Origin of the sequence: Pseudomonas halotolerans, from assembly GCF_039581215.1 — a bacterium.
In the GTDB taxonomy this organism is placed as follows: Bacteria; Pseudomonadota; Gammaproteobacteria; order Pseudomonadales; family Pseudomonadaceae; genus Aquipseudomonas; species Aquipseudomonas tehranensis.
The window spans coordinates 214627-235996 of sequence record NZ_JBCNTJ010000006.1; the positions used below are offsets into that span (position 1 = coordinate 214627).

Consider the following 21370-nt stretch of genomic DNA (forward strand, 5'->3'; position numbering starts at 1 on the left):
GCCGAACGTACGCCAGCTTTGCGGGGGCAAAAGGGAGGTCATTGTACACACCGACACAAGGGCTCACAAATTTGACGACGAAACGTCGCAAATCCATGTCGCATTTGTGAAAGGTTTAAAGCTATATGCTGTGCTAGTCAAAACTTTTTTGGGTTCGACCGCTGCGACTCAAACGCTACTGTGACGCAGACACCACAAGGCGCGCGGCCTGAAAGGTCGCTCGCTCTTGCGGAAATTTTGAGGTGCCGGGAGAGGCGGCCTGGGTAAGGCCGCCGAATCTTCAGCGAGTTGCTGCCAGTTCCTGTTGGACGCTGGCGACAGTGCGAGGCCAAGGTTTACCAGCCTGAACCTTCGCTGGCAAGGCCTTGATGGCGGAAACGGCTGCATCACGGTTGGCGAAATTGCCGTAGGTGATGACATAAAGCGGTTTGCCGTTAAGCATCTTCTTGAAATAACGGTACTCGCCGCCCTGCTCCTTGACGAATTTTTGCGCAGACGCTTCGGAACTGGTGCCGAGGATCTGTACCACATAACTCCCCGGAGCCTGACCGGCGTACCAGCTTCCGCCAGCGGCCTGGGTGGCCGGCTTGGCTGCCGGGGCTGGGGCTGGAGCAGGCTTGGCCGTGGCCACCTGGGCGGGGGCCGGCGCAGGCTTGGCGGTCGGAGCGGGGGCTGGGGTTGGCACTGGCGCCGGGGTGGGTGCCGGGCCAGCCGGCACACCCGCCGGTGGGGCGCTGGTGGTCACGGTTGGCGGCGTATCGCTGGTGTCATCGATCGGTGGTGCCGCGCCGTCGTCGCCCTCGGTGATACCGCCAGCGGCTTCAGCCAGGGGACTGCGCATGACCGGTTGCGACTGACCGACCAGCGGCAGCGGCATCGGCTGGGTGTTACCGGCGAACTCCACCTCCGGAGCGCCGCCATTGGGCTGCGCTGCGTCCTGGCCCAGAGGCAGTTGTGCCTGTTCGTTGGCGGGTGCGCCCGTGGTCGGCGCCTTGCTGCGACCCGGCATCAGCCAGGCGGCGGCGATCGCGACCACGACCACGGCGGAAATCGCCAATACGTGTTTCTTCGGCATGTTGAACCCCATACTTGGACGCTTTACCGCTGAGCGGCTGGCAATCATGACTTCGATGAGAGCATCGCGGGCCACCTGGTTAATATTTCCAGGCCAGCCATCGGAGCTTTCGTGAATCTCAGAGATCTGATCCGCGGTGAAAAGTTCGATGCCCCGACCGGCGCCTTCAAGGCGTTGGGCCAGGTATTCACGGGTTTCCTCTTCGGTGTAGGGCGCCAGCTCAATGACGTGGAAGCGCTCTTGCTCAAGATTCAACTGGTCCAGATCGGCGATCAGCGACGACTCACCAAACAGGAAGACGTGGGGACGGCCCTCCGGCGCACCGGCAGCCAAGGCCAGCAAGGCTTCCAGGGCCGACTCATCGAGTTGCTCGGCGTCGTCCACCAACAGATAGACTTCCTGCCCGGTCAACGCCAGTTGCACGATCTGATCCAGAATCGCACCGATTTCAGCCTGGGCGACATTCAGCGCCTGGGCGACCTGACGCAGTACACCGGCCGCGTCACCCGCGCCCCGGGCCGATACCACCACGCTTTGCACCGACTGTTTGTTGGTGCTGGCCACCAGGGCCTGGCGCAGCAAGGTCTTGCCGCTGCCTTGAGGGCCGGTGACCACCAGCAACAACTGGCTGTAGCGCGCCAGATGATGCAACTGGCCCAGAACCGGTTTGCGTTGGGCGGGGAAAAACTTGAAGCCTGGAACCCGTGGCGCGAAAGGGTCATGACTCAACTGGAAATGGCCGAGGAAAGCCTCGTCGGCATGCAAACTAGTCATTGGAATCTCATTAACCTTTAAGCTGAGCCAGGGCGCGATAATCCGCTCCCAGCGTGGCCTGTAGAACCTCTTTCGGATAATCGTCGGTCACCACAGCTTCGCCCATGCGGCGCAGCAGCACCAGACGCAGGCGACCGTCGATCACTTTTTTGTCGATTGCCATGTGTTCGAGAAAATCGGCTTCGGTCATCTCTTCGGGCGGGATCACCGGCAACCCGGCGCGCTGGAACAGAGCAATACCGCGATCGCGCTCCTGCTCACTGATCCAGCCCAAACGCGCGGACATCTCCAGGGCCATGACCGTACCGGCCGCAACCGCTTCGCCATGGAGCCAGACACCATAGCCCATGTGGGTTTCGATGGCGTGGCCAAAGGTATGGCCCAGGTTGAGCGTGGCGCGCACGCCCGACTCGCGCTCATCGGCACCGACCACTGCGGCCTTGGCCGCACAGGAACGTTCGATAGCGTAGGTCAGCGCAGCCTGATCCAGCGCACGCAGGCGGTCGACGTTTTCTTCCAGCCAGCCCAGGAACGGTTCGTCGCAGATCAGCCCGTACTTGATGACTTCAGCCAGCCCAGCAGACAGCTCGCGGGCGGGCAATGTATTGAGGGTCGCGGTGTCGATCAGCACCACGTTGGGCTGGTAGAAAGCACCCACCATGTTCTTGCCCAGCGGATGGTTGATCCCGGTCTTGCCGCCCACCGACGAGTCCACCTGGGACAACAGGGTCGTGGGGATCTGGATGAAATCAACACCGCGCTGATAGCAAGCGGCGGCGAAACCGGCCATGTCGCCGATCACCCCGCCGCCCAGGGCCACCACCGTGGTGCGGCGGTCGTGCCGCGCGGTCAGCAGGCCATCGAAAATAAGCTGCAGGGTTTCCCAGTTCTTGAAGGCTTCGCCGTCAGGCAGCACCACGGAAATGACCGAGAAAGCCGACAGACTGCGGGTCAGACGCTCCAGATACAAAGGTGCGACGGTTTCGTTGGAGATGATCGCCACTTGCCGTCCGGCGATATGCGGCGCCAGCAAGTCGGGCCGGTCCAGCAAACCTTCGCCAATGTGAATCGGGTAGCTGCGCTCGCCCAGGTCGACCTTAAGTGTCTGCATGTGTCCCCACAGTGAAGATGGATTCAGGCGTGCTGCCTGCAATTAACGAAAGTCCACGCTGCCTGTTGTGATGTCAATCGATGGCTATCCGCCACGTTCCAGGGCGCCATGGCGGGACGCCGAGGATAGCGCATTTCCCGCGACGCATTAACGGGGTGGCAGTTGCTGCAGGCGATCGAGAATGTCCAGCACCACCATTCGCGGCGGCCGCTCGTCAGTCTCCACCACCAGATCAGCGATCTCCCGGTACAGCGGATCACGCAGTGCCAGCAGGTCGCGCAGGGTCTTGGCCGGGTCGGCGGTGCGCAACAATGGACGGTTACGATCCCGAGCGGTGCGGCCAACCTGTTGCTCGACGGAAGCATGCAGATAGACCACTCGTCCGCCGGCATGCAACGCCCGACGATTGGCTTCGCGCATCACCGCGCCGCCCCCGGTGGCCAGCACCACACCGTCAAACGCGCAAAGCTCGGCGATCATCGCCTGCTCGCGGTCACGAAAGCCGGGCTCGCCTTCCTTATCGAAGATCCATGGGATATTGGCACCCGTGCGCAATTCAATTTCCTTGTCGGAATCTTTGAATGGCAGGCGCAGCTCTTTGGCCAGCAAACGGCCGATGGTGCTTTTTCCAGCGCCCATCGGCCCAACAAGAATCAAATTTCGCACAGAATCAACGACTCACAGCAATCGCCTGGTTATTCATGATACGCGGAGTGAGGAATACCAGCAGCTCGGATTTTTTCTCCGAAACTACATCACGCCGGAAAAGGCGGCCAAGATACGGCACATCGCCAAGAAATGGCACCTTATCTACGACCTTGCTCTGAGTATTTGAGAAAACCCCGCCAATCACAATGGTCTCGCCGTCATTGACCAGCACCTTGGCGTTGACTTCGTTTTTCTTGATTGGCGGCACATCCTGCACCTTGTTCAGGTAATCCGGTTCATCCTTGGTGACCTTGACTTCCATGATGATGCGGTTGTCCGGAGTGATCTGCGGCGTCACTTCCAGGGACAGCGAGGCCTCCTTGAACGACACCGAGGTGGCACCGCTGGAACTGGCTTCCTGATAGGGAATCTCCGTGCCCTTGAGGATCTTTGCCGTCTCTTTGTCGGACGTCACCACCTTGGGCTGGGAAACGATTTCCCCGTTGCCGGTTTTCTCCATGGCCGTCAGCTCCAGATCCAGCAATACATTGTCGGTGATGAAGGCGATGCCGATGCCGGATGTATTGCCCGAAGCGCCCAGATCGACAAACGGCTGGTTGGTGCTGGTACTGCCCGGCGTGCCGATGGTGGTGGAGTCACCGCTGGTGACCCCGGAGGAATTCCAGTTGCCCTTCTGTATCGACCCACCCCAGCGCACGCCCAGGCTCTTGTCGTAGTCGACGTTGGCCTCGACGATCCGCGCCTCGATCATGACCTGGCGGACCGGGATATCCAACTGCGCCACGATCCGGCGCAGTTCGTCGAGCCGGTCCTGGGTCTGGTAGGCAATAATGTTGTTGGTTCGCTCATCGACCGTGATCGTACCGCGCTCATCGGCCTGGGCTTCGGCACTGGTCACCGACTGGAACAGCTTGGCAATGTCCGCAGCCTTCGCATAGTTGACCTGCAACAGCTCACGTCGCAGCGGCGCCAGGTCGGCAATCTGCTTCTGGGATTCGAGCTCTTGACGCTCACGGGCGGCAATTTCGTCGGCAGGAGCGACCAGCAGCACGTTGCCGACCTTGCGCTTGTCCAGCCCCTTGGTCTTGAGCACCAGGTCCAGCGCCTGGTCCCAGGGCACATTTTGCAAGCGCAAGGTAATGCCGCCCTGCACCGTGTCACTGGCCACAAGATTGAGGTTGGTGAAATCGGCTATCAGTTGCAGGACCGAGCGCACCTCGATGTCCTGAAAGTTGAGGGACAACTTTTCACCGCTGTAGGCCGCACGACCGGCATCGCGTTTCTGCAGGTCCTCGACCGTCATGGGCCGGACACTGACGGTCAGCTTGTTATCCGTCTGGTAGGTGGAGTAATCGAAAGTACCGCTGGGCTCAATGCTGATGGTGGCCCGGTCGGCGCCGGCACTGGCATTGACGAACTGCACCGGGGTGGCGAAATCCTTGACGTCCAGGCGCACTCGCAGCGGTTCGGGCAACCGGGTCTTGGCGAAGTCGAGGATAATCTTGCCTTCACGCTCTTGGATGTCCGGGGCGATCGAGGGATCAGACAGATCGATCACCACGTTGCCTTCGCCCTGAGTCCCGCGCTGGAAATCAACCCCCCGGATGGCCTTGCCCGCCGGCACGCTGGCTCTGGCAGGCACAGCGCTGGGAGCTGCCGGGCGTGAAGCTTGGGAAGTAGGGCTGGGAACCGCCCCCTTGCCGACCACCACGAGCAGGGTATTGCCCTCGACCCGCGCGGTATAGGGCGCTAGCTGGGTCAGGCCAATGATCAGGCGGGTACGGTCGGCCGCCTCGACCACGGTGGCGCTTCGTGCATTGCCAGCGCCAAGGTCATGCCTTTTACGGCCCAGTTGACTGGTCACCCCCGGCAGATCCAGGGCGATCCGGGCCGGTTGCTCGGTGGTATAGCCCCGGGGGGCAGGTGGCGGCCCGTCGAAGGTGAGCTTCAACTCGATACGGTCCCCCGGCAGCGCCGCGACATCCAGCGTTTTCAGATTGGCCGCATGAACCATCGGCGACAACAGCGCTATCCATAGCGAAATACCGAGGGCTGAAAAAATCCTGTTCATTGTTCGAGTTCCACTATTGAGTGCTCTTTCAGAGGAAGGGTCCGTGGGCGTTCGAGCCAGGCACCCTCGCCATCTGGAACGATTTCGACTACATCGACCTGAGTGGCGCTAATGCCGACGATCCGCCCGTCGTTGCGACCCAGATAGTCACCGACCTTGAGCCGATGTACCCCGCCAGCACCGCGCAGCAGCGCGAAGGAGCCGCTGACGTTGGAAATCGTCCCGACCATTTCAAACTGCTCGATATTGAAGCCTTCCAGGTACTGCTTGACCCGGGCAGGGTCGGGCCGGACGTTGCGCGCCCCCTTCTGCCGACCGGCCTGATCCACCCTGACCTGCCGTGAAAACGGGCTGCGCAGGTCGGCGGCGCGGTAAGTGAAGGTTTCGTAAGGCCTGAACGTCGGCGTTGGCTCGATCTTGCCGGGCGGGCGCAGCCGCACCTCGTTCATGTAGGCGTCCAGATCACTGAAGCCGTTATCGTTGTTGCAGCCCGCCAGCATGACCAGCCCTGCCAGCAGGAAGATGCGATAGGCCGGTTTCATGGCTGCACCTCCTGCTCGTTGTACCGGTAGGTCTTGGCCTGGATGCTCATACGCAGTTTCGTGCCCGCGTCAGGCGCCATCGGGGCGATGTCGAAATCATGCAGGGTGACGATCCGTGGCAATCCGGCAACGCCGCTGACGAAAGTTGCCAGGTCATGGTAGTCGCCGGTGACGGTGATCTGGATCGGCAGCTCGATGTAAAACGGCTGGGTGACCTCCGGTAACAGCTTGATCTCCTCGAACTCCAGGCCACTGCCCAGGCCGGTGCGGGTGATGTCCTCCAGCAGGCCAGGCACCTCGGTGTCACTGGGCAATTGCCGCAACAGCACGCCGAAGGAGGCTTCCATCTGCTTCATTTGTTCGGTGTAGCGCTCCAGGTTCGCGGCCATATGGGCTTTGCCCGCAAACTGTGCCTTGAGCGTGTTTTCTTCTCCGCGCACTTGCTGTAGCTGGTTCTCCAGGTCACTCAAGGCAAAGTTATAGCCCAGGCCCAATACCAGGATGACCAGCAGGATACCGGTCAACCATTTGACCGGCATCGGCCAGGAGCCCATGTTGTTGGTATCCAGTTCACTGATGTCGATCTTGCGCAGCGCTTCGAACCACTCCCCCGGTTTCATTGGGCGTCCTCAACAGTGGCCGGACGGGTCTGGCGAACCGTCAGCTGGAAGACGTTGGCCTGATCGAGTTGACCGGCCGTGGTGGCCTTGACCTCCGTCAGGCTGGGGGCATCGAACAGGTCCGATGAGTCCAGGTTACGCATCAGGTCCGAGACCCTGTTATTCGATTCCGCCGCGCCCTTGATGGAGAGCGTCTTGTCTTCCATCTTCACTTCGGTGAAATACACCCCGTCTGGCAGGGTTCGCGCCAGTTGATCGAAGATACGCCCGCTGACCGGGCGGTTGCCCTGCAGGTCCTGGATGATGCGCATGCGCTCCAGCAGTTGCTGGCGACGGGCTTTGAGTTCGCTGATCTGCTTGATGCGCTCGTCCAGTACGGCGATCTGCTCGCTGATATGACTGTTGCGAGCCACTTGGTGGTCAATGGCACTGTCCAGGTAGCGGACCGCAATCAGCGTCAGGCCCGCCGCACCGACCAATGCGCCCACCAATGCCAGCAAGAAGCGCTTGCGACGCTCCTCACGCAGCTCCTCTCGCCAGGGGAGAAGGTTGATCCGCGCCATCAGTCAAAACTCCTGAGGGCCAGCCCGCAGGCAATCATCAAGGCCGGTGCGTCACTGGCCAGGGCACCGGCGTTGACCTTGCTGCCCAGGGCCATATTGGAGAACGGATTGGCCACCTGGGTTGGCGTGCCCAGGCGCTGTTCGATCAGCCGGTCCAGGCCCGCGACCGAGGCGGTGCCTCCCGCCAAGAGGATGTGGTCCACCGCACTGTACTGACCCGACGCAAAGAAAAACTGCAAGGACCGCGATACCTGTTGCACCAGGGCCTCGCGGAAAGGTTGCAGGACCTCACCGAGGTAATCGTCCGGCAGGCCACCCTGTTTCTTGGCCTGCCCTGCCTGTTCAGGTGACAAGCCATAGCGGCGCTGGATTTCCTCGGTGAGCTGGCGACCGCCGAACAACTGTTCGCGGGTATAGATGATCCGCCCGTTATGCAGCACGCTCAGGGTGGTCATGGTGGCGCCGATGTCGATCACCGCCACCGTCAACCGCTCCTGGGACGCGGCCAGTTGCGTCGCGAGCAGGCCGAAGGCGCGCTCCAGCGCGTAGGCCTCCACATCGACCACCTTGGCCGTCAGCCCCGCGAGTGCCAGCGCGGCCTCGCGAACTTCGACGTTTTCCTTGCGACAGGCGGCCAACAGCACCTCGACCCGCTCGGCGCTGCGCGGTGAAACGCCCAGGACTTCGAAGTCGATGGCCACCTCGTCCAGCGGATAAGGAATGTATTGATCGGCTTCGATCTTGAGCTGGTTTTCCATGTCATCGTCGGAAAGTCCGGCGTCCATCTCGATGGTCTTGGTGATCACCGCCGACCCCGCCACAGCCACCGCCACGTTGCGCAAGGGTGTCCTGGCCTTGGCAAGCACCCGTGACAATGCCTGACCCACTCCTTCGAGCTCGGCAATGTTCTTTTCGACCACGGCGTTGGCCGGCAACGGTTCGACCGCGTAGGACTCGACACGGTACCGCTCGCCCTGACGGCTCAATTCAAGCAGCTTCACCGACGTGGAACTGATGTCTATCCCCAAAAGCGTATGGGCTTTTTTATTGAAGAGTCGTAGCACTACCAATTCCCTATGACTATCCGTGAGTTACGGACTCTCTAATATGCGTTGCGTTCAATGACTCCGGCCCGACGGACGTCCGGGTGGCGTCCCCGACGAAAAAAAATGCTTATAATGCCCAGCGTTTTTTTCGCTTGATGCAAGCACGGGTACATCCCTGCACCTGGCGCCTTTTCATTCTTTGCCTGGATATCCAAAAGCCTTGATTCGTCTGCTGAAATTTTTCGGATGGTCCATCCTCGCCGTTTTCTGCGGACTGCTCCTGGGTCTGAGCGGTGCGTTTCTTTACCTTAGTCCGGGATTGCCGTCCGTGGAGACGCTGAGAAGCATTCAGTTGCAGATTCCCCTGCGGGTATACAGCAGCGACGACAAGTTGATTGCAGAATTCGGCGAAATGCGCCGCACACCGATCCGTTTCGCCGACATTCCCCCCAATTTCATCAATGCGTTACTAAGTGCTGAAGACGACAACTTCGCCAATCACTACGGCGTCGATCCGGGCAGCCTGATGCGGGCGGCGAGCCAACTGATCAAAAGTGGCCACATCCAGTCCGGTGGCAGCACCATCACCATGCAGGTGGCGAAAAACTTCTTCCTGACCAGTGAGCGTAGCTTCTCGCGCAAGACCACCGAGATTCTGCTGGCCCTGCAAATCGAGCGACAGCTGACCAAGGACGAAATCCTGGAGCTGTACGTCAACAAGATCTACCTGGGTAACCGCGCCTACGGTATCGAGGCAGCGGCGCAGGTGTACTACGGCAAGTCGATCCGAGATGTGAGCCTGGCGCAGATGGCGATGATCGCAGGCCTGCCCAAGGCACCGTCGCGCTTCAATCCGCTGGCCAACCCGGCGCGCAGCAAGGAGCGTCGCGACTGGATCCTGGGGCGCATGTACAAGCTGGGCAAGATCAGCGAGGCCGACTACACCGCCGCGGTCAACGAGCCACTGAATGCCAGTTACCACGTACCGACCCCTGAGGTGAACGCGCCGTACATCGCCGAAATGGCCCGTGCCGAGATGGTCGGACGTTACGGCAGCGACGCCTATACCGAGGGTTTTCGCGTGGTCACCACGGTGCCGAGCAACCTCCAGGAGATGGCCAACACCGCGCTGCATGAGGGCCTGATCACCTATGATCAACGCCACGGCTACCGCGGGCCTGAATCGCGCCTGCCCGGCAAGACCAAAGAAGCCTGGGCCCAGGAGCTGACCAAGCAGCGCACCATCAGCAGCCTGGAACCGGCGATCGTCACTCAGGTGGACAAGGATGGCATTCTGGTACTGACCCGCAATGGCGAGCTGGAAGAACACGTGAGTTGGGACACCATGAAATGGGCACGCCCATTCCTCAACACCAACAGCATGGGCGCCACCCCCCGACAACCGTCGGACGTCGCTCAAGTGGGCGATCTGATCCGGGTACAACGCCAACCGGACAACACCCTCAAGTTCAGCCAGATCCCCGCCGCCCAAGGCGCCCTGGTGTCTCTTGACCCGCAGGATGGCGCCATCCGCTCCCTGGTGGGGGGCTTCGCCTTCGAGCAGAGCAACTACAATCGCGCGATGCAGGCCAAGCGCCAGCCAGGTTCAAGCTTCAAGCCGTTCGTGTACAGCGCGGCCCTGGATAACGGTTACACCGCCGCCAGCCTGGTGAACGACGCACCGATCGTGTTTGTCGACGAATACCTGGACAAGGTCTGGCGCCCGAAGAACGACACCAATACCTTCCTGGGCCCGATCCGCATGCGCGAAGCGCTGTACAAGTCGCGTAACCTGGTGTCGATCCGCTTGCTGCAGGCGCTGGGCGTGGACCGCACCATCGACTACATCAGCAAGTTCGGCTTCAACAAGCAGGACCTGCCGCGCAACCTGTCGCTGGCCCTGGGCACGGCAACCCTGACCCCGATGGAAATCGCCACGGGCTGGAGCACGTTCGCCAATGGCGGATACAAAATCACCCCATACCTGATCGACAAAATCGAAAGCCGCAACGGCGACACGCTGTTCCTCGCCAACCCGCCACGGGTACCTTCAGGCGAGCAGGCCAGCGACGGGGTCGCCGCACCGGCCAGCGAGACGTTCACGGTAGAGGCGACACCGGGTGAAGCCACAACCGCGCCAGCCGTACCGCAAGCGCCGGTCATTGCCGAGCGCATCATTGATGGCCGTACCACCTACATTCTCAACAGCATGCTGCAGGACGTGATCAAGCTCGGCACCGGCCGCCGCGCCCTGGCCCTGGGCCGTACCGACCTGGCCGGCAAGACCGGCACCACCAACGAATCCAAGGACGCCTGGTTCTCGGGCTACAACGGCGATTACGTCACCACCGTCTGGACCGGTTTCGACCAGCCTGAAAGCCTGGGCCGGCGCGAATACGGCGGCACCGTGGCGCTGCCGATCTGGATGAGTTTCATGGGCGCCGCCCTCAAGGACAAACCGCCACACACCCAACCGGAACCGGAAGGCATCCTCAGTCTGCGGGTCGACCCGGTCAGCGGCCGCGCAGCCACCCCAAGTACTCCAGGTGCGTATTTCGAACTGTTCAAGAGCGAAGATACCCCACCGTCGATCAACGAACTGGACAACGGCGTAGCGCCTGGCAGCCCACTGCCGGCGGATGAGGCGGCGCCGATCGATTTGTTCTGACCGGCCATCGCACAAAAAACCCCGCCTTTGAAAGAAGCGCGGGGCTTTTTTTCAGGCGCTCAAATTACACACCTTCCTGCGGGAGCCGAGCTTGCTCGCGAGGGCGGTGGGTCAGCCTGCATCCATGTTGAATACCCGACTGCAAACGCGAGCAAGCTCGGCTCCCACAGGGATTTGCGGTGGTCACACAAAATCGGCAGGTACAAAAAAGCCCCGACTCAAAGAGCCGGGGCTTTTTATTGAACGCTACAACGGCTTAACCGTTGAACACGTCATCCACGCTCTTGAGCGGGTAGTTCTTCGGATACGGCAGGGTTGCCACGCCGGTCTCGATCGCGGCCTTGGCCACGGCGTCGGAGATCAGGGTGATCAGGCGGGCGTCCATTGGCTTGGGAATGATGTACTCACGACCAAATTCCAGCTTGATGCCGCCGTAGGCGTCGCACACTTCCTGAGGCACTGGCAGCTTGGCCAGTTCGCGCAGGGCATTGGCGGCAGCGACTTTCATCTCTTCGTTGATGCGCTTGGCGCGAACGTCCAGGGCACCACGGAAAATGAACGGGAAGCCCAATACGTTGTTGACCTGGTTCGGGTAGTCCGAACGGCCAGTGGCCATGATCACGTCGCTGCGGGTGGCATGAGCCAGTTCCGGGGCGATTTCCGGGTCCGGGTTCGAGCACGCGAACACGATCGGGTTCGGCGCCATGCGCAGCAGGTTTTCCGGGCTCAGCAGGTTCGGACCCGACAGGCCAACGAATACGTCGGCACCGTCCAGCGCGTCGGCCAGGGAGCGCTTGTCGGTGGCGTGGGCAAACACAGCCTTGTACTGGTTCAGGTCATCACGGCCGGAATGGATCACGCCGGTACGGTCAACCATGAAGATGTTTTCGATCTTGGCGCCCATGCTCACCAGCAATTTCATGCAGGAGATGGCCGCAGCGCCGGCACCCAGGCAGACGATCTTGGCTTGCGGCAGGGTTTTGCCAGCGATTTCCAGGGCGTTGATCATGCCGGCCGCGGTCACGATCGCGGTACCGTGCTGGTCATCGTGGAACACTGGAATGTCGCACTGCTCAATCAGGGCACGTTCGATCTCAAAGCACTCAGGTGCCTTGATGTCTTCCAGGTTGATGCCACCGAAGGTAATGGAGATACGCTTGACGGTGTCGATGAAGGCTTGCGGGCTTTCGGAGTCGACTTCGATGTCGAACACGTCAATACCGGCGAAACGCTTGAACAAAACGCCCTTGCCTTCCATGACCGGCTTGGAGGCCAATGGGCCGAGGTTGCCCAGGCCGAGAATCGCGGTGCCGTCGGAAATGACTGCCACCAGGTTGCCCTTGCCGGTGTATTTGTAGGCCAGTTCAGGGTCGCGAGCGATTTCGCGTACCGGTTCGGCTACGCCGGGGCTGTAGGCCAGCGACAGATCGCGGGCAGTAGCGGTGGCCTTGGTGAGCTCGACACTCAGCTTCCCTGGACGAGGATTAGCGTGATATTCGAGAGCGGCAGTTTTCAGATCAGACATGTGGGCATTCCGCTTTTTACTGTGTTGGACAGACGGACCGCCGAGGATACGCGCCTCGCAAAGTCCCTACAAGACTGACCAGTCACCCCTGTCAAGCGCGCCGCCCTACGACTTTGGGCCAAGAGCCGCAGAACACAAGGCCTACATGCATACAATCCAAGCATTAAATGTCTACAATTTTTTATCGAGACACGCCGCTCAGCATCCCCGGGTCGGTCAACGGCAACAACCAGCGGGCGTGCCCGGGTTCAGTCCCACCGCGGCGCGAACGGTCGACCACCCAGCCCCGCGCTTCAATCTGCCTGCCTTTGAGGCGCTCAAGCGAAGCCCCATCGAAGCGGCTCATCAGATGGGGGGCAACGCGCAATACCACCGGCCCCTCCAACTGGAGCCAAATGCCGCCGCGATTGCGCGCGACCTCAATCACACGGCCAGTGACCACGGCAAAGCCGGATGCCTTGATATTTCGCGCTTCGAGCACAGGCGAACGCTTCCACACCCCGAGACCCGCTTCCCGCGCCTGGTGTTCGGCAGCCCGCTGGCAGTGCGCCAGATCGACGTTCGGCGCGACCACCACGTGAAATCCCAACCCTTCGGCGAGCAACTGTGCTTCGAGATTCTGACCGTCGGCGCTGAAGACATGGGCCAGCGTGCGACCGTAACGATCCTTGCCTTCCTTGCCGGGCAGCAACCCCACGCGCCCCGCACTGGCGCCCACCAATGCCTCAAGGCGCCGGCGTGCAGCAACGGCGAATGGCTCATCGGAACGCCCCCGACGGCCCAGTTCAGGACTGTTGAGACCGATCATGCGCACGCTGCGACCATCAGCCAGGCGCAAGGTATCGCCGTCCACCACCCGCTGGACCGTCACATGGGCCAAGCCAGGTGGTGCCGGGCAGAAGGCCTGGGCACCGCTCAGCCAAATGGCGGACACAAAAAAGGCGCCCGCGAGGGACGCCTTCTTTATCAGTCTGGAGAAGTCGCAACGACCATCCAAAATGATTAGCCTCAGGCTTTTTTGGTAGCGCCAAAAGCACCGAAACGATCGGCGAACTTCTGAACGCGGCCGCCGGTATCCAGAGTCTTCTGCTTGCCGGTGTAGAACGGGTGGCATTCGTTGCAAACGTCGATCGACAGGGCTTTGCCGTAGGTCGAACGCGTTTCGAACTTGTTGCCGCAGCTGCAGGTCACGGCAATTTCTGGGTATTCCGGATGGATATCGGTTTTCATGGTGTTTTCCTCAGGCTAGCGTGCCGCCACCCAACACTATTGTTGAATACCGCACGTAATTAGGCCGCGGATTCTACCAGACAACATCAATCACGCAAGCTATGACTTGTACCAACCGTCTGCTAGGCTCCCCGCCTCATGCGCGATCCCTTGTGGGAGCGGGCTTGCTCGCGAAAGCGGTGGATCAGTAGGCATTTATGTCTCTGACACGCCCTCTTCGCGAGCAAGCCCGCTCCCACAAGTCGCGTGCAGTCCTTAAATTGCCTGCTTATCGAGACCCTTCCGCGTGCCGAACGCCATCCTGCGCCTCGCCCTGCCTTCGCCTCTGCGCCGCCTGTTCGACTACCGGGCCCCGGCCGGGGTCCTGCGTGAGCAGTTGCATCCGGGTATGCGGCTGCGGGTGCCGTTCGGCCGACGGGAGATGATCGGGATTCTGGTGGAGGTCGCCGACCACAGCGAAGTCCCGGCCGACAAGCTGAAGCCGGCCCTGGCCTTGCTCGATGCGACGCCGCCGCTGCCCGCCTCGCTGTTCAAGCTGTGCCTGTGGACTTCCCAGTATTATCAGCACAGCCTCGGCGACACCCTGAGCTGGGCACTGCCGGTATTGCTGCGCCAGGGCGAACCGGCCGAGGCGCGCCAGGAGCGGTTCTGGTCGGTGGCACCGGGCGCTTCGCTGGACGACCCGCGCATTGCCCGCGCCCCGCGTCAGCGTGAGGCCCTGGCGACCCTGGCCCAGCACCCCCACGGCGTGGCCCATCAACTGTTAAGCAAACTGATGCTCAGCAAGGACAGCCTCGACCTGCTGCTGGCCAAGGACCTGGTCCAGGTGGACATCCGCCGGCACGCTCCAGGCGTGCGCCATGAACATTGGCTGGCCCAGCCGGAACTGCCGCTCAATGCCGAACAGCGGGCCGCCTGCGAAGCGATTCGCGCCGGCTTCGACAGCTATCACGCCTTTCTACTGGCCGGCGTCACCGGCAGCGGCAAGACCGAAGTCTATCTGCAACTGATCCGCCAGACCCTGGAAGCCGGCAAGCAGGCCCTGGTGCTGATTCCGGAAATCAACCTTGGGCCACAGACCCTGGCGCGCTTCGAACAACGCTTCAACGCGCGGATCGCCCTGGTGCATTCGGCGGTCAACGACCGTGAACGCCTGGAAGCCTGGCTCGCCGCCCGGGACGGCGAGGCCGACATCATCATCGGCACCCGCTCGGCCCTGTTCACACCGATGAAAAACCCCGGCCTGATCATCATCGACGAAGAACATGACGGCTCTTATAAACAGCAGGAAGGTCTGCGCTACCACGCCCGCGATCTGGCACTGGTGCGGGCGCGCCAGGAAAACATTCCCATTGTTCTGGGTTCAGCCACGCCGTCCCTGGAAAGCCTGCACAACGCCTACACCGGACGTTACGGGCTCCTGCGCCTGAACGAACGGGCCGGCGGCGCCAAGCAGCCGCGCTTTCTGCGCCTGGATGTGAAAAGTCGTCCGCTGGACAGCGGCATTTCCGGGCCCATGCAACAAGCCATCGGCCAGACCCTGGCCGCCGGGCAACAGGTCTTGGTGTTCCTCAACCGTAGGGGGTTCGCCCCGACCCTGCTGTGCCATGACTGCGGCTGGATGTCGGGCTGCGAACGCTGCGACGCCCGAATGACCGTGCACCAACGCCACGGCGAGCTGCGCTGCCATCATTGCGGCCATGCCGAACGAGTGCCGAGGCACTGCCCGCAGTGCGGCAAAGTGGACTTGCGCCCGGTGGGAGCCGGCACCGAACGCGCCGAAGAACGGCTGGGCATTCTGTTTCCCGATTACCCGGTACTGCGGGTCGATCGCGACAGCACTTCACGCAAGGACGCCATGAATCAGTTGTTCGCCACGATTCAGAAGGGCCAGCCATGCATCCTGGTGGGCACGCAGATGCTCGCCAAGGGGCATCACTTCCCCCGGGTCACGCTGGTGTCGATTCTGGATGCCGACGGCGGACTGTTCTCCGGTGATTTCCGTGCCAGCGAGCGCATGGCGCAGTTGATCGTTCAGGTCGCAGGCCGGGCCGGACGGGCCGAGGAGCCGGGCAAGGTGATTATCCAGACCCACCTGGCCGACCATCCGCTGCTGATACAGCTGACCGAACAAGGCTACTTCGCCTTCGCCGAGCAAGCCTTGAGCGAACGTCGCAGCGCCGGCCTGCCGCCGTTTGCTCACCTGGCGCTGTTGCGGGCCGAAGCCCATAAGCCAGGGCAGGCCGAAGCGTTCCTTGACGAAGCCTGCAGCGAAGCCGAGCGCTTGCTGGGGCAACAGAACCTCACCGGAATCGAACTCTTGGGCCCGGTGCCGGCTCCGATGGAACGTCGGGCAGGCCGTTATAGGGCTCAATTGCTGTTACAGGCCAATGCCCGGGCACCGTTGCATCGGCTATTAAGTGCCTGGTTGCTGGCGCTGGAGCAGATGCCCAGCGGGCGGGCGGTGCGCTGGTCACTGGATGTGGACCCGGTGGATTTGTATTGATTGAGCAGATCGCAAGCTTTGTCCCCTGTGGGAGCGGGCTTGCTCGCGAAGGCGGTGGGTCAGTTCTGGTGATGTTGGCTGTGCCGCCGCTTTCGCGAGCAAGCCCGCTCCCACAGGTAGACCGAGTGCATCCAAGCCACCAAGAATAATCACCACTCAGCCCCAACCGACCCGCTACAGTTGGCAAGCTCGTCCGGGCCACGGATAATGCCCAGTTTTTCCACCAGCGCATCGAAGCGCCGCCGCGCCTGCGGTTGAAAGAGAAGACCATGAAAGACACCATCCGCCAGCTCATCCAGCAAGCCATCGCCCAACTCGTCACAGAAGGTGTGCTGCCAGAAGGCCTGTCGCCGGCGATTCAGGTCGAAAATACCCGTGACAAGACCCACGGCGACTTCGCCAGCAACATCGCGATGATGCTCGCCAAACCGGCCGGCATGAAACCGCGGGATCTGGCCGAAAAAATCATCGCCGCGCTGCCGGCTGACGAAAACGTCAGCAAGGCTGACATTGCCGGCCCTGGCTTCATCAATTTCTTCCAGAACACCCAGGCCCTGGCCTCGCGTCTGGACGCGGCCCTGGCTGACGAACGTATCGGCGTGCGCAAGGCCGGCCCGTTGCAACGCACCGTGGTTGACCTGTCGGCCCCCAACCTCGCCAAGGAAATGCACGTCGGCCACCTGCGCTCGACCATCATCGGCGACGGCGTGGCACGGGTCCTGGAGTTTCTCGGCGACACGGTGATCCGCCAGAACCATGTCGGCGACTGGGGCACCCAGTTCGGCATGCTCATGGCCTATTTGCAGGAAAATCCGATCACCAGCGACGAACTGTCGGACCTGGAGAACTTCTACCGCGCCGCCAAGCAACGCTTCGACGAGTCGCCCGAATTCGCTGACCGCGCCCGCGGCCTGGTGGTCAAGCTGCAGGCCGGCGATGCCGAGTGCCTGGCGCTGTGGACCAAGTTCAAGGACATCTCTCTGTCCCACTGCCAGAAAATCTACGAATTGCTGAACGTCAAATTGACCATGGCTGACGTGATGGGCGAAAGCGCCTACAACGACGACCTGATCAACGTGGTCAACGACTTGAAGGCCAAGGGCATGCTGGTGGAAAGCAACGGCGCCCAGTGCGTGTTCCTCGAGCAGTTCAAGACCGCTGACGGTGAGCCGCTGCCGGTGATCATCGTCAAGGCTGACGGCGGCTACCTCTACGCCACCACTGATCTGGCGGCCGTGCGCTACCGCAACCGCGTGCTCAAGGCGGACCGGGTCCTGTATTTTGTCGACCAGCGTCAGGCCCTGCACTTCCAGCAAGTGTTCGAAGTGGCGCGCCTGGCCGGTTTCGTGACCCATCCGATGGAGATGGAGCACATGGGCTTCGGCACCATGAACGGCGCCGACGGCCGGCCGTTCAAGACTCGCGACGGCGGCACGGTCAAGCTCATCGACCTGCTGAGCGAAGCCCAGGACCGCGCCTACACCCTGGTCAAGGGCAAGAACCCGGACCTGGCCGAGGACGAACTGCGCCAGATCGCCAAGGTCGTGGGCATCGACGCGGTGAAATACGCCGACCTGTCCAAGCACCGCACCAGCGACTACAGCTTCAACTTCGACCTGATGCTCAATTTCGAGGGCAACACCGCGCCGTACCTGTTGTACGCCTACACCCGCGTGGCCGGGGTGTTCCGCAAGCTCGGCAAGGGCTTCGAAGAGGTGGACGGGCAGATCGTCCTTGAAGCCGCTCAAGAACACGAGCTGGCGGCGAAACTGGCGCAGTTCGGTGAAGTGCTGAACAACGTCGCTGACAAAGGCACCCCCCACACCCTGTGCGCGTACCTGTACGATGTGGCCGGCCTGTTCTCCAGCTTCTACGAGAACTGCCCGATCCTCAACGCACAAACCCCAGAGCAAATGCAGAGCCGCCTGCGCCTCGCCGCACTGACCGGGCGCACCCTCAAGCAAGGCCTGGAACTGCTGGGCCTGGAAACGCTGGAGCGCATGTAAGTTGGCCGCCAAGAAAAAACCTGCACCCAAACGCGGCGCCAGTCGTTACCAACCCCCCGCCAAACAGCCGATTCCCGGCTGGTTGTGGATGGCTATCGGCCTGACCGTCGGCGCTTTCATTGTGTTTCTGATGAAACTGGAGCCGGGCCAGGGCGATGACGTCAAGCGCGTGCGCCAAGAGCAACAGAAAGCCACGCGCATCGCCGAGGCCAACAAGACCCCGCCGAGCCCGACGCAACCGGTCAAGCCCAAGTACGACTTCTACACCCTGCTGCCGGAATCGGAAGTCATCGTGCCGCCCGATGCCGTGCCGGAGAAAACCCTGCCGACGCCACAGGTCCCCACCACGCCGGTCACTCCGGCCGAAGCGGCGAAGATCGACACCGCTCGCGCTCAGGCAGCCCTGGCCGGCATCACGCCGCCGCCGGCACCGCCCGTACAGAAAGCCGCGCCGGTGACGAAGTTCTTCCTGCAGGCCGGCTCGTTCCGCAAGGAAGCCGACGCCGACAAGGTACGGGCGCAGATCATTCTGCTGGGCCAGTCCGTGGCGGTGGAGTCCGGCACGGTGAAGGAAGAAACCTGGTATCGGGTGCTGGTCGGCCCGTTCAGCAACCGCGAAGAGCTGACAAAGGCCCAAAAACAACTGGCCGGCAGCGGTTTCAGCAACCTGTTGTTACAACAGCGCCAGAGTCGCTGATCTCGTCAAGGACACCTGTGGCTGTGGGGCTTTTGTGGCGAGGGAGCTTGCTCCCGCTGGGCCTGTAGGAGCTGTCGAGCGGAGCGAGGCTGCGATCTTGCGATCTTTTCCCAGACCATTGAGTCTCAAGGGAAGATCAAAAGATCGCAGCCTCGCTTCGCTCGACAGCTCCTACGCGCCTCGCACCACTCGTCCCCTCTCCCACCCCGCAGTTGAAAAACCCCACGCCACCCCCATATGAGTTCCATCCGGGCATTTTCGCCCCGCTGCGTGGAGACTCTTCCCTTGACCACCATCGTTTCAGTCCGCCGTCATGGCAAAGTCGTCATGGGCGGCGACGGCCAGGTTTCACTGGGCAACACCGTGATGAAAGGCAACGCGAAGAAAGTCCGCCGCCTGTACCACGGCCAAGTCATTGCCGGCTTCGCCGGGGCCACTGCCGATGCCTTTACCCTGTTCGAACGTTTTGAAGGCCAGCTTGAGAAACATCAGGGCCATCTGGTGCGTGCCGCCGTGGAGCTGGCCAAGGAATGGCGCACCGACCGCTCCCTGAGTCGCCTCGAAGCCATGCTCGCGGTCGCCAACAAGGACGCCTCGCTGATCATCACCGGTAACGGTGATGTCGTTGAGCCCGAGGACGGCCTGATCGCCATGGGTTCCGGTGGCGCCTACGCCCAGGCCGCGGCCAGTGCCCTGTTGAAAAAGACCGATCTGTCGGCCCGCGAAATCGTCGAGACCGCCCTGGGCATCGCCGGCGACATCTGTGTCTTCACCAACCACACCCAAACCATTGAGGAGCAGGATCTCGCGGAATAAGCCACAGCTTATTCTTGCTTGAGGACCGCCAATAATTATGTCCATGACTCCCCGCGAAATCGTCCACGAACTCAACCGTCATATCATCGGCCAGGACGATGCCAAGCGCGCCGTCGCCATCGCCCTGCGTAACCGCTGGCGTCGGATGCAGCTGCCTGAAGAGCTGCGCGTCGAAGTGACCCCCAAGAACATCCTGATGATCGGCCCGACGGGTGTCGGTAAAACCGAGATCGCCCGGCGCCTGGCCAAACTGGCCAACGCGCCGTTCATCAAGGTCGAAGCCACCAAGTTCACCGAAGTCGGTTATGTCGGTCGCGACGTCGAGTCGATCATCCGTGACCTGGCCGATGCCGCCATCAAGCTGCTGCGCGAACAGGAAATCACCAAGGTCCGCCACCGTGCCGAAGATGCCGCCGAAGAGCGCATCCTCGACGCACTGCTGCCGCCGGCGCGCATGGGCTTCAACGCCGAGTCTGCTGCGACCCAGGATTCCAACACCCGCCAGCTGTTCCGCAAGCGCCTGCGCGAAGGCCAGCTGGACGACAAGGAAATCGAGATCGAAGTGGCCGAAATGGCCGGCGTCGACATCTCTGCGCCGCCTGGCATGGAAGAAATGACCAACCAGCTGCAAAGCCTGTTCGCCAACATGGGCAAGGGCAAGAAGAAAAACCGCAAGCTCAAGGTCAAGGAAGCGCTGAAACTGGTTCGCGATGAAGAAGCCAGCCGCCTGGTCAACGAAGAAGAACTGAAGGCCAAGGCCCTGGAAGCGGTCGAGCAGCACGGCATCGTGTTCATCGACGAAATCGACAAGGTCGCCAAGCGCGGCAATGTCGGCGGCGCCGACGTGTCCCGCGAAGGCGTGCAACGCGACCTGCTGCCGCTGATCGAAGGCTGCACGGTCAACACCAAGCTGGGCATGGTCAAGACCGACCACATCCTGTTCATCGCCTCCGGTGCGTTCCACCTGAGCAAGCCCAGTGACCTGGTGCCCGAGCTGCAGGGTCGCCTGCCGATCCGTGTCGAGCTCAAGGCCCTGACGCCGGAAGACTTCGAACGCATTCTGAGCGAACCCCACGCGTCCCTGACCGAACAGTATTGCGCCCTGCTCAAGACCGAAGGCCTAAACATCGAGTTCGCCCCAGAGGGCATCAAGCGCCTGGCGCAGATCGCCTGGCAGGTTAACGAGAAGACCGAGAACATCGGTGCCCGTCGCCTGCACACGCTGCTCGAACGCCTGCTCGAAGAGGTGTCGTTCAGCGCCGGCGACCTGGCCAGCGCCCACAACGAAGCACCGATCCTCATCGATGCCGAGTACGTCAACAGCCACCTGGGTGAACTGGCAGAGAACGAAGACCTGTCGCGGTATATCCTGTAAGTAGCAATTACAGGCGAACGCAGACCTGTGGGAGCGGGCTTGCTCGCGAATGCGGTGTAACAGTCAACATTGCTGT

17 protein-coding genes are annotated in these 21370 nt (G+C 61.7%); 6 read left to right on the forward strand and 11 right to left on the reverse strand.

The features are described from left to right. Positions 1-280 precede the first annotated feature (280 nt). From AAIS01_RS11025 to AAIS01_RS11060, 8 genes are all read right to left on the reverse strand, one after another. Positions 281-1849, reverse strand: coding sequence for an AAA family ATPase (locus AAIS01_RS11025; RefSeq protein ID WP_343468990.1), 1569 nt, complete (start codon positions 1847-1849; stop codon positions 281-283). A gap of 10 nt (positions 1850-1859) precedes the next feature. Continuing rightward, a complete protein-coding gene (gene aroB / locus AAIS01_RS11030; protein ID WP_256229395.1) occupies positions 1860-2960 on the reverse strand; it encodes a 3-dehydroquinate synthase in 1101 nt (366 codons plus the stop codon). A gap of 147 nt (positions 2961-3107) precedes the next feature. After that, positions 3108-3626, reverse strand: coding sequence for a shikimate kinase AroK (gene aroK, locus AAIS01_RS11035; RefSeq protein ID WP_024616288.1), 519 nt, complete (start codon positions 3624-3626; stop codon positions 3108-3110). Positions 3627-3630: 4 nt separating this feature from the next. Beyond that, positions 3631-5700 carry a type IV pilus secretin PilQ gene (locus AAIS01_RS11040; protein ID WP_343468991.1) on the reverse strand — a complete coding sequence of 690 codons (2070 nt, stop codon included), beginning with the start codon at positions 5698-5700 and terminating at the stop codon, positions 3631-3633. Then, positions 5697-6242, reverse strand: coding sequence for a pilus assembly protein PilP (locus tag AAIS01_RS11045; protein WP_343468992.1), 546 nt, complete (start codon positions 6240-6242; stop codon positions 5697-5699). The genes AAIS01_RS11040 and AAIS01_RS11045 overlap by 4 nt, the downstream gene beginning before the upstream one ends. After that, positions 6239-6862 (reverse strand): type 4a pilus biogenesis protein PilO, encoded by a 624-nt coding sequence (pilO, locus tag AAIS01_RS11050; protein WP_343468993.1) that lies wholly within the window; start codon positions 6860-6862, stop codon positions 6239-6241. Before pilO ends, AAIS01_RS11045 begins: the two co-directional genes overlap by 4 nt. Continuing rightward, entirely contained in the window at positions 6859-7425 is a 567-nt protein-coding gene (locus tag AAIS01_RS11055; RefSeq protein WP_343468994.1) for a PilN domain-containing protein, read from the reverse strand. The genes pilO and AAIS01_RS11055 overlap by 4 nt, the downstream gene beginning before the upstream one ends. Next, positions 7425-8489 (reverse strand): type IV pilus assembly protein PilM, encoded by a 1065-nt coding sequence (locus AAIS01_RS11060; protein ID WP_214913703.1) that lies wholly within the window; start codon positions 8487-8489, stop codon positions 7425-7427. Before AAIS01_RS11060 ends, AAIS01_RS11055 begins: the two co-directional genes overlap by 1 nt. Positions 8490-8694: 205 nt before the next feature. On the opposite strand from AAIS01_RS11060, the gene AAIS01_RS11065 reads away from it, so the two are divergent. After that, the gene (locus AAIS01_RS11065) at positions 8695-11139 is read left to right on the forward strand and encodes a penicillin-binding protein 1A (RefSeq protein WP_343469049.1); all 2445 of its coding nucleotides are present in this window, start codon (positions 8695-8697) and stop codon (positions 11137-11139) included. A 256-nt stretch (positions 11140-11395) separates the two neighbouring features. Here AAIS01_RS11065 and AAIS01_RS11070 read toward each other — a convergent pair whose 3' ends face one another. From AAIS01_RS11070 to rpmE, 3 genes are all read right to left on the reverse strand, one after another. Then, positions 11396-12664, reverse strand: coding sequence for a malic enzyme-like NAD(P)-binding protein (locus tag AAIS01_RS11070; protein WP_343468995.1), 1269 nt, complete (start codon positions 12662-12664; stop codon positions 11396-11398). 181 nt (positions 12665-12845) lie between these two features. After that, on the reverse strand, positions 12846-13661 hold the full coding sequence (locus AAIS01_RS11075; RefSeq protein WP_343468996.1) for a thermonuclease family protein: 816 nt from the start codon (positions 13659-13661) through the stop codon (positions 12846-12848). An 11-nt stretch (positions 13662-13672) separates the two neighbouring features. Continuing rightward, positions 13673-13894 carry a 50S ribosomal protein L31 gene (gene rpmE, locus AAIS01_RS11080; RefSeq protein ID WP_047225972.1) on the reverse strand — a complete coding sequence of 74 codons (222 nt, stop codon included), beginning with the start codon at positions 13892-13894 and terminating at the stop codon, positions 13673-13675. A 286-nt stretch (positions 13895-14180) separates the two neighbouring features. Here rpmE and AAIS01_RS11085 point away from each other — a divergent pair, with 286 nt between their 5' ends. From AAIS01_RS11085 to hslU, 5 genes are all read left to right on the forward strand, one after another. Next, positions 14181-16400: a primosomal protein N' gene (locus AAIS01_RS11085; protein WP_343468997.1), complete on the forward strand. Its 2220-nt coding sequence runs from the start codon at positions 14181-14183 to the stop codon at positions 16398-16400. Between the two features lie 269 nt (positions 16401-16669). Then, positions 16670-18406: an arginine--tRNA ligase gene (gene argS / locus AAIS01_RS11090; protein ID WP_343468998.1), complete on the forward strand. Its 1737-nt coding sequence runs from the start codon at positions 16670-16672 to the stop codon at positions 18404-18406. Between the two features lies 1 nt (position 18407). Then, the gene (locus AAIS01_RS11095; RefSeq protein ID WP_047225975.1) at positions 18408-19103 is read left to right on the forward strand and encodes an SPOR domain-containing protein; all 696 of its coding nucleotides are present in this window, start codon (positions 18408-18410) and stop codon (positions 19101-19103) included. A 285-nt stretch (positions 19104-19388) separates the two neighbouring features. Beyond that, on the forward strand, positions 19389-19919 hold the full coding sequence (hslV, locus tag AAIS01_RS11100) for an ATP-dependent protease subunit HslV (RefSeq protein ID WP_003186641.1): 531 nt from the start codon (positions 19389-19391) through the stop codon (positions 19917-19919). A gap of 37 nt (positions 19920-19956) precedes the next feature. Continuing rightward, complete coding sequence (hslU, locus tag AAIS01_RS11105) at positions 19957-21294, forward strand: ATP-dependent protease ATPase subunit HslU (protein WP_092395508.1); 1338 nt, start codon at positions 19957-19959, stop codon at positions 21292-21294. Positions 21295-21370 lie beyond the last annotated feature (76 nt).

Coding starts and splice junctions, on each gene's coding strand:
- rpmE (WP_047225972.1), bottom strand. CDS start 13,894: ATGAAAACCGATATCCATCCGGAATACCCAGAAATTGCCGTGACCTGC.
- AAIS01_RS11045 (WP_343468992.1), bottom strand. CDS start 6,242: ATGAAACCGGCCTATCGCATCTTCCTGCTGGCAGGGCTGGTCATGCTG.
- AAIS01_RS11025 (WP_343468990.1), bottom strand. CDS start 1,849: ATGACTAGTTTGCATGCCGACGAGGCTTTCCTCGGCCATTTCCAGTTG.
- AAIS01_RS11055 (WP_343468994.1), bottom strand. CDS start 7,425: ATGGCGCGGATCAACCTTCTCCCCTGGCGAGAGGAGCTGCGTGAGGAG.
- argS (WP_343468998.1), top strand. CDS start 16,670: ATGAAAGACACCATCCGCCAGCTCATCCAGCAAGCCATCGCCCAACTC.
- AAIS01_RS11070 (WP_343468995.1), bottom strand. CDS start 12,664: ATGTCTGATCTGAAAACTGCCGCTCTCGAATATCACGCTAATCCTCGT.
- aroB (WP_256229395.1), bottom strand. CDS start 2,960: ATGCAGACACTTAAGGTCGACCTGGGCGAGCGCAGCTACCCGATTCAC.
- hslU (WP_092395508.1), top strand. CDS start 19,957: ATGTCCATGACTCCCCGCGAAATCGTCCACGAACTCAACCGTCATATC.
- AAIS01_RS11040 (WP_343468991.1), bottom strand. CDS start 5,700: ATGAACAGGATTTTTTCAGCCCTCGGTATTTCGCTATGGATAGCGCTG.
- pilO (WP_343468993.1), bottom strand. CDS start 6,862: ATGAAACCGGGGGAGTGGTTCGAAGCGCTGCGCAAGATCGACATCAGT.